Source organism: Paramuribaculum intestinale, assembly GCF_030759015.1.
In the GTDB taxonomy this organism is placed as follows: domain Bacteria; phylum Bacteroidota; class Bacteroidia; order Bacteroidales; family Muribaculaceae; genus Paramuribaculum; species Paramuribaculum intestinale.
This window is the reverse complement of sequence record NZ_CP098825.1, coordinates 45,404-58,815: the sequence shown is the minus strand read 5'-3', so window position 1 is coordinate 58,815 and position 13,412 is coordinate 45,404. Positions and strand designations below refer to the sequence as shown.

At 58.5% G+C, this 13,412-nt stretch carries 11 protein-coding genes; 2 read left to right on the top strand and 9 right to left on the bottom strand.

Annotation, left to right across the window (positions count from 1 at the left end; translation table 11 throughout):
- Positions 1 to 48 precede the first annotated feature (48 nt).
- From dnaK to NF347_RS00205, 3 genes are all read right to left on the bottom strand, one after another.
- Positions 49 to 1,953, bottom strand: a complete 1,905-nt coding sequence (gene dnaK, locus NF347_RS00215) for a molecular chaperone DnaK (protein WP_107036767.1) — start codon at positions 1,951 to 1,953, stop codon at positions 49 to 51.
- Between the two features lie 620 nt (positions 1,954 to 2,573).
- Positions 2,574 to 3,332, bottom strand: coding sequence for a BT1926 family outer membrane beta-barrel protein (locus tag NF347_RS00210; RefSeq protein WP_107037072.1), 759 nt, complete (start codon positions 3,330 to 3,332; stop codon positions 2,574 to 2,576).
- A gap of 25 nt (positions 3,333 to 3,357) precedes the next feature.
- Positions 3,358 to 5,163: a hypothetical protein gene (locus tag NF347_RS00205; RefSeq protein WP_107681894.1), complete on the bottom strand. Its 1,806-nt coding sequence runs from the start codon at positions 5,161 to 5,163 to the stop codon at positions 3,358 to 3,360.
- 584 nt (positions 5,164 to 5,747) lie between these two features.
- Between NF347_RS00205 and NF347_RS00200 the strand changes: the two genes are divergently transcribed.
- Positions 5,748 to 6,107: a hypothetical protein gene (locus NF347_RS00200; RefSeq protein WP_148061033.1), complete on the top strand. Its 360-nt coding sequence runs from the start codon at positions 5,748 to 5,750 to the stop codon at positions 6,105 to 6,107.
- 85 nt (positions 6,108 to 6,192) lie between these two features.
- Here the strand turns inward: NF347_RS00200 and rlmB are convergent, their stop codons facing one another.
- The 6 genes from rlmB to dnaN form a co-directional block, all read right to left on the bottom strand.
- Positions 6,193 to 6,951 (bottom strand): 23S rRNA (guanosine(2251)-2'-O)-methyltransferase RlmB, encoded by a 759-nt coding sequence (gene rlmB / locus NF347_RS00195; protein ID WP_107036087.1) that lies wholly within the window; start codon positions 6,949 to 6,951, stop codon positions 6,193 to 6,195.
- A 69-nt stretch (positions 6,952 to 7,020) separates the two neighbouring features.
- Positions 7,021 to 8,682 carry a DNA repair protein RecN gene (recN, locus tag NF347_RS00190; protein ID WP_123541707.1) on the bottom strand — a complete coding sequence of 554 codons (1,662 nt, stop codon included), beginning with the start codon at positions 8,680 to 8,682 and terminating at the stop codon, positions 7,021 to 7,023.
- Positions 8,683 to 8,719: 37 nt separating this feature from the next.
- Positions 8,720 to 9,622 carry a type IX secretion system protein PorD gene (gene porD, locus NF347_RS00185; RefSeq protein WP_107036089.1) on the bottom strand — a complete coding sequence of 301 codons (903 nt, stop codon included), beginning with the start codon at positions 9,620 to 9,622 and terminating at the stop codon, positions 8,720 to 8,722.
- Positions 9,619 to 10,821, bottom strand: coding sequence for a bifunctional phosphopantothenoylcysteine decarboxylase/phosphopantothenate--cysteine ligase CoaBC (gene coaBC / locus NF347_RS00180; RefSeq protein WP_107036090.1), 1,203 nt, complete (start codon positions 10,819 to 10,821; stop codon positions 9,619 to 9,621). Before coaBC ends, porD begins: the two co-directional genes overlap by 4 nt.
- A complete protein-coding gene (locus NF347_RS00175; protein ID WP_107036091.1) occupies positions 10,818 to 11,591 on the bottom strand; it encodes a 3'-5' exonuclease in 774 nt (257 codons plus the stop codon). Before NF347_RS00175 ends, coaBC begins: the two co-directional genes overlap by 4 nt.
- Before the next feature lie 56 nt (positions 11,592 to 11,647).
- Positions 11,648 to 12,772, bottom strand: a complete 1,125-nt coding sequence (gene dnaN, locus NF347_RS00170) for a DNA polymerase III subunit beta (RefSeq protein ID WP_161553771.1) — start codon at positions 12,770 to 12,772, stop codon at positions 11,648 to 11,650.
- 198 nt (positions 12,773 to 12,970) lie between these two features.
- Between dnaN and NF347_RS00165 the strand changes: the two genes are divergently transcribed.
- Positions 12,971 to 13,405: a DUF695 domain-containing protein gene (locus tag NF347_RS00165; RefSeq protein WP_161553770.1), complete on the top strand. Its 435-nt coding sequence runs from the start codon at positions 12,971 to 12,973 to the stop codon at positions 13,403 to 13,405.
- The last annotated feature ends 7 nt before the right edge of the window (positions 13,406 to 13,412 follow it).

Sequence of the window (13,412 nt, the reverse complement as noted above, 5' to 3'; positions counted from 1 at the left end):
CTGTCATCGGCCACGCCCCATCGCTATATCAGTGTCGGGCCGCAGGCCTTATTTCACTTCCTCGAAGTCGACGTCGGTCACTCCGTCGCCGCTTCCCGGCTGCGGCCCCTGCTGCGAGCCGGGCTGCTGACCGGCCTGCTGCTGAGCCTGTGCCTGTGCGTTGTGGATAGCCTGCTGGGCTGCGCCGAAGGCTGCCTCCACCTCCTTGATGGCGGAGTCGATGCCGTCGATATCCTGAGCCTTGTGAGCCTCCTTGAGGCGTGTCAGAGCGGTTTCGATCGGAGCCTTCACGTCGGCGGGGATCTTGTCGCCCAGCTCGCTGAGCTGCTTCTCGGTCTGGAATATCAGCGAGTCGGCCTGATTGATCTTGTCGGCGCGCTCCTTCTCCTTGGCGTCGGCTGCCGCATTGGCCGCAGCCTCGTCCTTCATGCGCTGTATCTCTGCGTCGGTCAGGCCGCTCGATGCCTCGATGCGGATGCTCTGTTCCTTGCCGGTGGCTTTATCCTTGGCCGAAACATTGAGAATGCCGTTGGCGTCGATCTCGAAAGTGACCTCGATCTGCGGTATGCCGCGCGGAGCGGGAGCGATGCCGTCGAGATGGAATTTGCCCAGAGTCTTGTCGTCCTTGGCCATGGGTCGTTCGCCCTGCAGCACGTGGATCTCAACCGAAGGCTGATTGTCGGCGGCCGTAGAGAATGTCTCGCTCTTGCGGGTAGGAATGGTGGTGTTGGCTTCGATAAGCTTTGTCATCACGCCGCCGAGAGTCTCGATACCTACCGACAGGGGCACTACGTCGAGGAGCAGCACGTCCTTCACATCGCCGCTGAGCACACCACCCTGGATGGCAGCGCCCACAGCCACTACCTCGTCGGGGTTGACACCCTTCGAGGGAGCCTTGCCGAAGAACTTCTCAACCACCTGCTGTATGGCCGGGATACGGGTCGAACCGCCCACGAGTATCACCTCGTCGATATCCTTCGGGGTCATGCCGGCATCCTTGAGAGCCTGCTCGCAAGGCTTGATGGTGGCCTGGATGAGCTTGTCGGCGAGCTGCTCGAACTTGGCGCGTGTCAGCGTCTTCACCAGATGCTTGGGTATGCCGTTGACAGGCATGATATACGGCAGGTTGATTTCTGTCGAAGTGGCGCTCGAAAGCTCTATCTTGGCCTTCTCGGCGGCCTCCTTGAGGCGCTGGAGAGCCATCGGGTCCTGACGAAGATCCACGCCCTCGTCCTTCTGGAACTCGTCGGCGAGCCAGTCGATGATCACATGGTCGAAGTCGTCGCCGCCGAGATGGGTGTCGCCGTTGGTCGACTTCACCTCAAACACGCCGTCGCCAAGCTCGAGGATCGAGATATCAAACGTGCCGCCGCCGAGGTCAAACACGGCTATCTTCTGATCCTTGTTGGTCTTGTCGAGTCCGTAGGCCAGAGCGGCTGCGGTAGGCTCGTTGACGATACGCTTCACGGTCAGTCCGGCAATCTCGCCGGCCTCCTTGGTGGCCTGACGCTGCGAGTCGTTGAAGTAGGCCGGCACAGTGATGACAGCCTCCGTCACAGACTGTCCGAGGTAGTCCTCGGCAGTCTTCTTCATCTTCTGAAGTATCATGGCCGAGATCTCCTGCGGAGTGTACTCGCGGCCGTCGATGTCGACACGCGGAGTGTCGTTGGAGCCGCACACCACCTTATAGGGCACGCGCTCTATCTCGCCTGCCACCTGCTGGCAGTTCTCGCCCATGAAACGCTTGATCGAATAGATCGTGCGCTTGGGGTTGGTGATGGCCTGACGCTTGGCCGGATCGCCCACCTTGCGCTCTCCGCCATCAACAAACGCTACTACCGAAGGAGTCGTATTGCGTCCCTCGCTGTTGGGGATCACCACAGGATCCTTGCCTTCGAGAACGGCCACACACGAGTTGGTGGTGCCGAGGTCAATGCCTATAATCTTTCCCATAATTAAAAGATTTTATTTTGTATTTTTATTAATATTTTCTGTTTCTGACCGACACCCGCTGACATTGCGGGCCGCCGGCGATCACTAATACAAACAAATCACGTGCCAAAAAAGTTGACTCATACATAAAGTTTTATCAGCAAGCATATTACCACAAACCGCGCTACTGACACACATCTGACATAGTGTCATCTCCGTGTCAGCCTCCGCCACCGGCGCTGCGGCTCATCCACGAAGATACCTGAGACAGGTGGCCCGTGCTGACGCGGGCGGCTGATCTCGCAGGCTCCGCAGCTCGGCCGAGTGGAGTGGACGGCTCTCTTTCCCCCGGTCTACGCGCTCCGCTCCCCCGCCCCGCTCCCCCGCCCCGCTAACGCGTCGCGGTGGCGGCGTACCGCTCCGAACCGGGGATTCCATCTGCCCGCACGCTCCGCGGCTCCGAGGACGTCACCCCATCCGGCAGGGGAGGAGAGAGAGTGTGGGGGGGGACGGCGGCGACAGAGGGCGGAAGCCCATCCGGCAGGGGAGGAAAGAGAGAGGGGGACGGAGGAGGCGGGAAGAAAAAAAGACGGCGCCGGATCACTCCGTCGCCGCCTACCGATCAGTGTAATATCTGTGCCTTAAAACCTAAAGCCGATTTTTACGGTCGGAGCCGCCAGGATAGCGAAGTTGCTGCTATCGGCGCTCAGACGTGCCAGTCCTTCCTGAGGACGGAAGGAAGTCATGTTGTAAGTGTAAGCAAACGGATCGACCGATGCTCCAACATACATACCCTTCATCACGTAGTAGTCCGCTCCGATGGTGAGCGCGCCGCGGAGGCTCCACGACTCTCCTACGCTCTTGCCCATCGCCGTCCACTCGTCGTATTTCTGCTCGTTGAGGCTGTAGGCCATGCCTACGCGGACTCCGCCATACCACATCAGGTTTTTCACCGAACTGCTGAAATAGCGGTCAAGACCCGCTGCCACATTGTAGGTGCAGGAATACTGGCTTGCGACTGCGCGATAGCTGGGTATCTCGCCCACCATATCCTCGCCGGACATGCCGGGAGTCATGGTGCCCGGCTTGTCGGCATAGCCGGGATTGTGAGTGAAATTGATGCCTCCTCCAAGACTCAGCTTCCACTTATCGCTCACGAAATAGCCTGCTTCGAATCCCACTGTGAGCTTCTTTTTGCTCCAGTCGGTAGCGAATGCCGCCGCCTCGTAGTCGGTGAGGTTTCCGGGCAGAGCCGTAGCCTCGGTGTAGCTGTTGTAGCCGAGTGTGGCCGCCACGGTGAAGTCGCCCTTTGCGGGGGTGTTGTCTTCACCCTGCTGTGCGGCCGCGCACAGGCAGGTCATGGGAAGAAGGGCCGACATCAATAGTCGTCTAATCTTCATTGTTTAGCCGTTTTGATAGTGACAATTACTCAGCCTGAGCCGCAGTTGCAGCATCGAGAGCGGCCTTGGTGTCGGCAACGATCTTTTCGAGAGCGGGGATCTCAGCCTCTGCGATAGCTATCTCAGCTTCGAGCCTCTCGATAGCCAGAGCTTTTAACTGATCGGCCTCAGCGATTTCGATATTCGCAATCCCCTGCTTGGCATCGGAGATCGTATTGATAGCATTTGCGATCTCCCGCTCGGCATGTTCTATAGCCTGGTCAAACGTCATGTTAATGCCGTCCACGATCACATTACCGCGTACGACAGCATCAAGAGCATAAACCTTAGCATCCTGGAGACCGTAAGCATCCTCAGCCTTTTCATAAACGAACTGAGCGTCGCAATAAGCCTCGCTGGCAGCGTTGTAGGCCTCGATTGTGACGGTCCAGTTGGCAGCCTCGGCAGCCATGGTGTCAAATGCAGTCTGGATAGCTGCAACCTGTGCGTTGGCCTTGTCGAGAGCAGCCTTCGCGGTGTTCACGTCGGTCTGCAGGCCCGGCAGCATAGATTTGGCTTCCTCAATGGCAGCCTCATCCTTTATCTCGGCCTTTTCAAGATCGGCGACAACCTTCTGCTGAGCAGCCAGAGCCTTATTAGCGGCCTCGAGAGCCTTGCCTTCGTTCTTTGTCACATTGGCCTTGATTGCAGCGACGTATGCCTTCACGCCCTCAGCGTTGAGCTGATAGTAGTAGGTGGGGTAGGCCTCGTAGGTATTTGTGCTTTCCACACCGGGAGCCGTAGTCTCGGTCTTGGTCACGGTCTTCTGGATCATACGGTTCATAACCGCGGTGTAGGTGGTGTTGCCCTTGTCGTCGGTTGTCCTGAACCAGTAGGTATTCACTGTTGCCTCTACCGGCTTGCCGAGCGCGTTCTCCTCATAGTCTTGCAGATAGATGAAATCGCCAAAAGCCTCTCCGGTAGGATTACCTTCTTCGTCAACGAAATTGCCATACTTGCCACCGGTCACATCCATTGCCAGACCATGATATTTCTGGTCATAGATATCGCTCCAGGCATCATTCATTTCTTCGCGAGCCTTGTCGGCGGCTTCTAAAGCCTTCGCCTTGTCCTGCGCAAGCTGCGAGAGGGCGGCCTTCTCTGTCACCAGTTCAGCCTTGGCCTCTTCGGGAGCCTTCTGTGCCTCGAACACCTCGAGCTTGGCTTTCCATTCGGCGATAGTCTGCTCCGCGCTGGCGATCTTGCGATTTTCTTTATTGATCATTATCTGCTTGGCCTCGTCAGAGTCAACGAGTCCGGCCTGCAGCTTGGCAAGATCAATCTTCTGCTGGGCTATTTCCTGCTGGGCGTTGAGCAGGTTTGTGGCCGCTGTCTGATAGGCCATATAGAGACCACCGAGAAGCGCCTGGCTGTCATCGTCGGCTTTCTTGAGGGCAGCCTCGTACTGAGTCTGCAGGTCGAGCATAGCGATCTTGTGCCGGATAGCCATCTCCTCGAGTTCGTTGGCAAGACGCTGGATCTCGTTCTGAGCGGCGGCCATCTGTATTGCTGCGGCAGCCTGTGCCTCAGAGTTAGCCTTATCGGCGAGAGCCTGCTGATAGGCTGCTTTGGCTGTTTCGTAAGCCACCTTGGCCTCACGCAGAGCGTTCTCGGTATCGGCGAGAGCCTGCTGATTGGCTGCCTGAGCGTTACTGAGAGCGGCCAAAGCTGACAGCTGTGCGGCCTTGGCTTCGCGAACTGCTGTGACAGATGCCGATTCTTTGTCGTCGACGCAGCCGGAGAAGGTCATGACACCTGCCAGCATCGACACAAGCAAAATCATTTTTTTCATAATCACTTGTTTTTTGAGATTGGATAATAATTTGTGTTTGTTTAAGTGTATTTGGTTTAGTTTAGTTAATTTCTGTTGGCTAAACGACAACACAATTCGAGTGTCCGCTGCAAATTTTTCATTTATTTTTCATTCCCACAAACTTTTATACAATTATTTACATTACCCCCCCCCATTAGATTTTATTAACTTTTTCGGGATAAACTTCGATGTAAAATTAACCTCTATTAACTGGCGATCTATCAGCATCGGAAATCGGATGGATCGGGGTGATCGGCATCATCGAAGATGAGCCGCTGACGGAGATGGGGATCTGTCCCTGCGGCTCATCTACGAAGATCCGTACGCTGCCTGATCCTAACCCCACCAAGCCACCCTGTGGGCGGCATGGCGGGGCTTACAAAAGTCGGTGGTCTACGACCACCCATAGCCGATAGGGAGATAGGCGCGGGGGGGGGAGGCGGTGGGAGGCCCGGGCTGGCGCGCAGCGGCTGATCTCGCATGCTCCGCAGCTCGGCCGAGTGGTGTGGACGGCTCTTCCGCCCCCGGTCTACGCGACGCGCCATCTCCCGCTCCGCTGACGCGTGTCGGGAGATAGCGCCGGTCGCTCCGAACCGGGGATTCCATCTGCCCGCACGCTCCGCGGCTCCGAGAACGTCACCCCATCCGGCGGGGAGGGCGGGAGCCGCGGAGCGTGCGGGGAGATGGAAACCGGGGTTCGGAGCGGAGGATGGACGCCGATGCGCGACAGCGGATCGGTGACCATCCGAGGCGTAGACCCCGGACAAGAGAGAACCACACACAGCGCGGCGAGTCCCGGAGGGCACGAGCCCGCGACATGGCGTCAGCACAGGGAGGAGGAGGAGGAGAGAGAGCGAAGCAAGGCTAGAGGTAAAAATCATCGGAGCCATCAGATCGCTCCGATGACTCCGATGATATTATGAGAATTACGATTACTCTGACTATCTAATGACTACTATTATTCTGATTACCATGATAGCTATAGCAGCCATGATCGCTCCGATGCTCTCAGATGATCTCCATGTTGCTGCTGAGGCGCTGGCGCACTACTTCGTAGGCGAGCACTCCGGCTGCCACCGATACGTTGAGTGATCCGATATGACCAAACATCGGTATCGACACGAAGGTGTCGCACTCGCGGAGTACTTCGGGCGATATGCCGCGGTCCTCGGCTCCCATCACGAGAGCCACTGGCCCCGAATAGTCGGCCATGGTGTAGTTGATATCAGCCTTCTCGCTGACAGCCACGACCCTGACGCCGCTCGCCTTGAGGTATCTTACGGCCGACAGCGTGGAGTTGACACGACACACCGGCAGATAGGACAGCGCGCCGGCCGAGGTCTTGACAGCGTCGGCGGTGACACTCACACTGTCGTGAGCCGGTATGACCACCGCATCGACAGCCGCACACTCGCACGTGCGGGCTATGGCGCCGAAGTTGCGCACGTCGGTGATGCCGTCGAGCACCATCAGAAAAGGGGTCACCCCGTCTTCGTAGAGCTGCGGCACGAGATTGTCAATACTGTGATAGGTCACAGCCGACAGTATGGCCACCACGCCCTGATGGTTCTTGCGGGTGATCTTGTTGATGCGCTCCACCGGCACACGCCGGCTGACAATGCCGTTGGCGCGTATCATGTCGGTGAGCTGACGGGCCAGATCGCCGTCAAGATCCTTCTTTATATACACGCGGTCTATGTCGCGTCCGGCCTCGATGGCCTCCATCACGGCACGCAGGCCGAATATGTAGTCGGTTGACTGTATCATTGCTGTTATCCTGTTATACTTTTCCTATTATTCTGTTATCGATTATGACCCCCGTCGGGGAGACCGGTTTTATCTGCCGGCAAGGAGAGCCACGGCATTGGCTCTGGCCGCCTCGGCCGACGACTCGCCTCCGAGCATCATGGCCAGTTCGGCCACGCGGGCGTCATAGTCGAGCTCGGCTATGCGTGTGTGGGTCGAGGTGTCGTCGTCCTCCTTGAAAACCTTGAAGTGGTGGCCTCCGCGCGCCGCCACCTGCGGCAGATGTGTGATGGCTATCACCTGCAGCGAACGGGAAATACTCTCCATCATATCGCCGATGCGCGAGGCCACCTCTCCCGACACCCCGGTGTCGATCTCGTCGAAGATTATCGACGGCAGACTCATACGGTCGGCTATGATGGCCTTGACGCAGAGCATCAGACGCGAGATCTCGCCACCCGAAGCCGCTCCGCCCACAGGCATCAGAGGCTGATTTTTGTTGAAAGCAAACATAAACTCCACGCGATCCATGCCGGTGGCCGAGATGTCGGCCGGATCGACGCGCACCTCCACCTGAAGGTTTTTCATGCCGAGCGGCATGGCGCGCTCCCGCAGCATCGCGGCGAAATCCGCAGCCGCCCGGCGGCGCGTGGCCGTGATCTCGGCCGCACTCTCTTTGGCCAGAGCAAGCGCGCGTCGCGCCTCCCGCTCCAGATCGGCCACTGTGGTGTCGGAGTCGTCGAGCTGCTCCAGACGCGCGCGCAGTTCCTCGCGGCGCTCTATCAGCTGGTCGACCGTCTCGGCCTTGTGGCGCGACAGCAGCGAGTAGAGCGTGTCGATACGTTCCTCGGCCGCCTCAAGCTCGCGCGGATCGGCGCTCAGCCCGGCGTCGGTTTCCGACAGCGTCGCGGCGATGTCGGCAAGCTCTATGCGGATAGTGGCCAGACGGCCCGGTATGTCGTCGGTCTCGTCGAGTGCCGCTCCGAGGCGGTCGCACGCGCCGGCCGCTTCGTCGACGAGCGATATGGCATTGCTGCCACCGTCGGAGAGCGCCTGAAGAGCGTCGTAGAGATCCGACTTCACCGCCGTGAGATTGCCCAGCACCTCGCGATCCTTTTCGAGCTGCTCCAGTTCTCCGCTCTGAAGCCGCGCCGAGTCGAGCTGTTCGAGCTGATAGCGGGTGAACTGCTCGTCGTCGCGCACGCGCTCCAGCCGTGCCTTGGTCTTCTTGAGCTGACGCACGGCCGAACGGAACGCGTCGAAACGCCGGCCGTACTCCCGGAGCCGCTCGGCGTTTCCGGCCAGAGTGTCGATGACCTGCAGCTGAAATCCCGGCTGGGCGAGCAGCTGATTGTTGTGCTGACTATGGATGTCGATGAGATTTATCGCTATCTCCTGCAGACGCGACAGCGGCACCGGCGAATCGTTGACAAACGCTCTCGACCGTCCGTTGGGGGCTATCTCGCGGCGTAGTATGCACCGCTGCGGATCCCAGTCGATGTCGGCCTCGGCGAACACCTGCCGCAGGTGGGGATAGGCCTCGATGGCAAATACCGCCTCGATGACCGACTTGCGGTCGGCACTTCGCACGGCCTTGGTGTCGGCCCGCCCTCCGAGTAGCAGAGAGAGCGCCCCGAGCATTATCGACTTGCCGGCTCCGGTTTCGCCGGTGATTATGTCGAGTCCGGGATAGAAACGGATGTCGACCGCATCAATCAGCGCATAGTTGGATATATGCAGTGTTTCGAGCATAAGGGAAGTATTATGATTTAACCGACAGTAGCAGGTTTTATTTCCTGGGGTTCTTTATCTTTTCCATGGCTTCGGACTCCGACGGCCAGAGAGCCGTCAGCAGCGCCGCCGCCTCGCGGCGCTCGTCGTCGGAGGCCTTGGAATAGAGTCCGACAAACTCGTCGAGCTTGGCATCGCGCATCAGAGCCGCGAGCGGCGTCATGGGCGACTGCGAGACCATGTCGCGCAGCCGCTGCAGCGTCTGCCCTATAGTGGCGCGCCCCTTTTCGGGGCTGACGGTCATGACGTCAAGACCGCGACGGTGGTAGTCGTAGAGAAGAGTACGGAAGGCCGCGGTGGGAGGCTCGGTCAGCGCCGCGAGCAGCGAGGCGCGGTTGCGCGGGGAGTCGATGGCGCGCCACCCCTTGCCGCCCGACGACCGGGCCAGAGTGACGATCTGCGAGGCCACCCCGTAGAAAGGAGTCCCGCCCTCGGGCGCAAAGCTGTCGGCATCGACAGCCAGAATGAGATACACATAGAAATCGAGCAGCGCCGTAAGCTCCGAATCGATGGCGTCGCGCGCAAAAACGAGAGGCTGTCCGGACGAATAGGGAAACTCCACCTCGGCGTCCCTGACATTGAGCAGCGTGGTGGTGTAGCTGCTGTCGTAGACCGGTCGGGTGGACTGCACCGTCAGGACGGCGCTCACCTTGTCGTCGGCATATGACTGCACGTCGAAAAACATCCGGCACTCGATCCGCTCTCCGGGAGCTATACGAAGCTCGGTGAACGAGGTGGTGTTGACATACTCCGCGACGGCCTCCTGCAGCTGACGCGCCACGTCGGAGGGCATCGTTTCGGTGCGGCTGACATTGACCTCCACCTTGCAGTTGAGCTCGGAGCAAAGGGCCACCGCCACGGCAGCCGCAAAGGCGACCAGTGTCAGCAGCATCCGTTTCATCGCATGGCGCAGATTTGATCGAGGATATCGCAGGCCACCTCGCGTTTGGATTTCAGATCGTAGCGGGTGGTGCGGCCGTCGGCCGAGAGTATGGTGACGAGATTTGTGTCGGTACCGAATCCGGCTCCCTTGTCGCGGAGAGAGTTGAGCACTATCATGTCGAGATGCTTGCGCTTCATCTTGTCGGCGGCATTGTCCATCTCGTGGTCGGTTTCGAGCGCAAAACCCACCAGCGTCTGTCCGGGGCGCTTGCGCTCTCCCAGTGCCGCCGCTATGTCGGGGTTCTTCACCAGGCGGATGACCGGAGGCTCTCCCCCCTCGCGCTTGATCTTGCTCAGTGCGGGCTCGACAGGAGCATAATCGGCCACAGCAGCAGCCATCACGGCCACGTCGGCACCGGCAAACTCATGCTCGGCGGCCTCCATCATCTCGCGGGCCGACTCTACCTTTATAACCCTGACGCCCGGTTCGGAGGGAACGACACTCACCGGACCGCTGACCACGGTGACTTCGGCGCCACGGCGCGCGGCCTCGTCGGCTATGGCATAGCCCATCTTGCCCGACGAATAATTGCCTATGAACCTGACAGGATCTATCTTCTCGTAGGTGGGTCCGGCTGTAATCATCACTTTCAGCCCCTTCATTGACGCGGAAGCGTCAAAAAACGCATCGACAGCCTCAAGTATCTCCTCAGGCTCGGCCATGCGGCCTTTGCCCACAAGATGACTTGCAAGTTCGCCGGCACGCGAGTCGATGACATGGTTGCCATACGAACGCAGCAGCCCGATGTTGCGCTGCGTGGTGGGGTGGGCCATCATGTCGAGATCCATGGCCGGAGCCACAAACACCGGAGCCTTGGCCGACAGATAGGTGGTGACGAGCATATTGTCGGCCACTCCGCAGGCCATCTTGGCTATGGTGGAGGCCGTGGCGGGCGCTATCACCATGGCGTCGGCCCAGAGGCCTATGTCGACATGGCTGTTCCACTGCCCTGTATTGGCTGTGAAAAACTCGCTTATGACCGGACGACCGCTCAGAGCCGACAGCGTGACAGGAGTTATGAACTCCTTTCCGGCAGGGGTGATTACCACCTGCACCTCCGCCCCTGCCTTTACAAACAGGCGGAGCAGGCTGACCGACTTGTAGGCTGCGATACCGCCGGTGATGCCGAGTATTATGTGCTTGCCTTTCAGCATCAGTTGCCTTCGGTTTTCATACGGAGCCTCACGGCGGTGAAGGCATCCTTGGTGTTCTGCGAGAAATCGCCCTGCATTATCCAGTTGTAGTAGCTCGGATCGGTGCGCAGCACCTCCTCGGCCAGACGCCCCTTGTACTTGCCGAAATTCACCACCTCGCGGTGTTTGTCGTCGTAGACCAGACGCCCCATGAAGTCGACGTTGCGGTTCTGCGCCGAGTATTCCGAAAGATATGATATGTCGTTGGGCAGATCGTCGTAGTGGTCGAGTTGCGCCTTAAGCACCTCATAGGTGGCGCGTGTGTCGGCGTCGGCCGAATGTGCCTCGGTCAACTCCTTGCCGCAGTAGAAGCGGTAGGCAGCCACGAGCGTGCGCTGCTCCTTCTTGTGGAATATCGTCTGCACGTCGATAAACCGCGGCTTCGTGAAGTCGAACTTTATGCCTGCACGCTGAAACTCCTCGTCGAGCATCGGTATGTCGAACCGGTTGGAGTTGAACCCGGCGATGTCGCATCCGGCGAAAATCGAAGCCAGATCCTTGGCTATCTGCTTGAACGTAGGCTCGCCGGCCACGTCGGCGTCGGTGATATGATGCACGGCCGTGGCCTCGGGCGGGATGGGTATCCCGGGATTGATGCGTCGGGTGCGCGATATCTCCTTGCCGTCGGGCATGATCTTGAGTATCGACACTTCCACGATACGGTCCTGCGTGATATTGGTGCCGGTGGTTTCGAGATCGAAGAATATTATCGGTTTGTTGAGATTGAGTTCCATAAAGCAAAGCGTGGCTGGTAGAGTGGAGATGATGGAATGGGTGTGCCGGATCAGTGTCAGTCGACGATATGCATCGGCATCAGCAGCATCAGCAGCTCGGTGCCCGGCGCGTTCTCAGCCGGCAGACAGATGGCCGCATGACTCGGATCGGCAAGTTTCATCATCACGTCGGGAGTGGAGAGGGTGTTGAAAATCTCGAGCAGATAGGGCGCTCCGAATCCGATGAGCAGTTCGGCGCCGTCATACTGGCACGGCAGCGACTCCAGACCCGATGTGCCGTAGCTGCTGTCCTGCGCGCGGAGCGTGAGATTGTCGGCCGAAAGCTTGAACTTCACCAGACCGTTGCCGTCGTCGCCGAACACGCATACGCGGCGCAGCGAATTGATGAGCGACTGGCGGTCGATGGTCAGCGTGTAGGGGTTGCCTGCCGGTATCACTCTCTCGTAAGGAGGGAAATTGCCCTTGATGAGGCGGCAGTCGAAGATGTAGGACGACGACTCGAAGCGCACGTTGCGCTCGCTGACCGTGACTTTGATTGAATCCTCCTTGGCGAAAACGTTCTTTAGCACCGTGGCGGGCTTGAGCGGCAGTATGAACGAGCACTCACACTGAGGCTGCACGAGCGAGTTGGTGAACTTCACCAGCTTGCGTGTGTCGGTGGCCACAAACACGATATGATCGGGCTTCACGTCCCATAGAATACCCATCATCTGCGGACGAAGATCGTCGGTGCCTACGGCGAAGAGTGTGTTCTCGATGCCTTTCATCACTACCTCCGTCGGGCATACAAAGCTGAGCCGCTCTCCTTCGTCGGCCTGCTCGGGCTCGGGATATTCGCGTCCGTTGATACCCACCGTAGAGTAGTCGCCGCTCGAATAGGAGATCTTCACCTCGAGGTTTTCGTCGTTGATATCGAACGTTATACCCTGATCGGGAAGCTCGCGGAGCAGCTCCACGATGCGGCGGGCGTCGAGGCAGAAGGAGCCTTCGCCTTCAGTGCCTGTCACGTCGAGGCGCGCCACCAGTGAGTTCTCCGAATCTGACGCCTTCACCGTCAGGGTGTCCTCCTCCAGAACAAAGAGGAAGTTGTTGAGTATCGTAAGCGGATTTTTTGAGTTTATTACCTTGCTTACAGCTGAAACGAAACCGCTGAGGGTCTTGCTCGGAACGTTGAATTTCATATCTTCGTAAGGAGTTGTAGTTACTGACCTACAAAGGTATGTAAAAAAATCGGCATTTGGAGTCATGACGCATGCATTTTTTCAGCCTTTTCGCCCGCGCATTCCGCAGTCCGGTTTTTGAACTGCGACAATTTGCAATTAAAAATGTTTTGGAGTAATTTTACGCAAGAAACCCAACCACGACAACACAACAATCTCATGAGCGATACAGGCGAATGGTGGACCGCTCCGGCCGAAAGCGAGAGCGGACAATTGATTATGGTCACAGGGCGTCGCGATGTGGAGAAATTCCGCGCGAATCCCCGGTTCAGCATCAGAGTGGAAGTGACATGGCCCTACACACCCAAGCCCGACGGGATGCCCTCGGAAGAGGACTCGAAGGTGATGGAGCAGGTGACGGATCTGCTCAACGACGAATTCAGCCGCGATCCGGTGGCGGTAATGACCGGCATCTTCACCGGCTCAGGCGAGCGCAACTGGGTGTTCTACACCCTTTCGACCCACATTTTCGGCCGCAAGCTCAACGAGATGCTGGAACCGCTGCCGGTGTTGCCGCTCAGCATATCGGCCGAAAACGATCCCGGATGGGAGGCCTACGACGAGATGGCCGACGCTGAGATACATCTCGACTGACACACGG

Coding starts and splice junctions, on each gene's coding strand:
- dnaK (WP_107036767.1), bottom strand. CDS start 1,953: ATGGGAAAGATTATAGGCATTGACCTCGGCACCACCAACTCGTGTGTG.
- NF347_RS00210 (WP_107037072.1), bottom strand. CDS start 3,332: ATGAAGATTAGACGACTATTGATGTCGGCCCTTCTTCCCATGACCTGC.
- NF347_RS00205 (WP_107681894.1), bottom strand. CDS start 5,163: ATGAAAAAAATGATTTTGCTTGTGTCGATGCTGGCAGGTGTCATGACC.
- rlmB (WP_107036087.1), bottom strand. CDS start 6,951: ATGATACAGTCAACCGACTACATATTCGGCCTGCGTGCCGTGATGGAG.
- recN (WP_123541707.1), bottom strand. CDS start 8,682: ATGCTCGAAACACTGCATATATCCAACTATGCGCTGATTGATGCGGTC.
- porD (WP_107036089.1), bottom strand. CDS start 9,622: ATGAAACGGATGCTGCTGACACTGGTCGCCTTTGCGGCTGCCGTGGCG.
- NF347_RS00175 (WP_107036091.1), bottom strand. CDS start 11,591: ATGGAACTCAATCTCAACAAACCGATAATATTCTTCGATCTCGAAACC.
- dnaN (WP_161553771.1), bottom strand. CDS start 12,772: ATGAAATTCAACGTTCCGAGCAAGACCCTCAGCGGTTTCGTTTCAGCT.
- NF347_RS00165 (WP_161553770.1), top strand. CDS start 12,971: ATGAGCGATACAGGCGAATGGTGGACCGCTCCGGCCGAAAGCGAGAGC.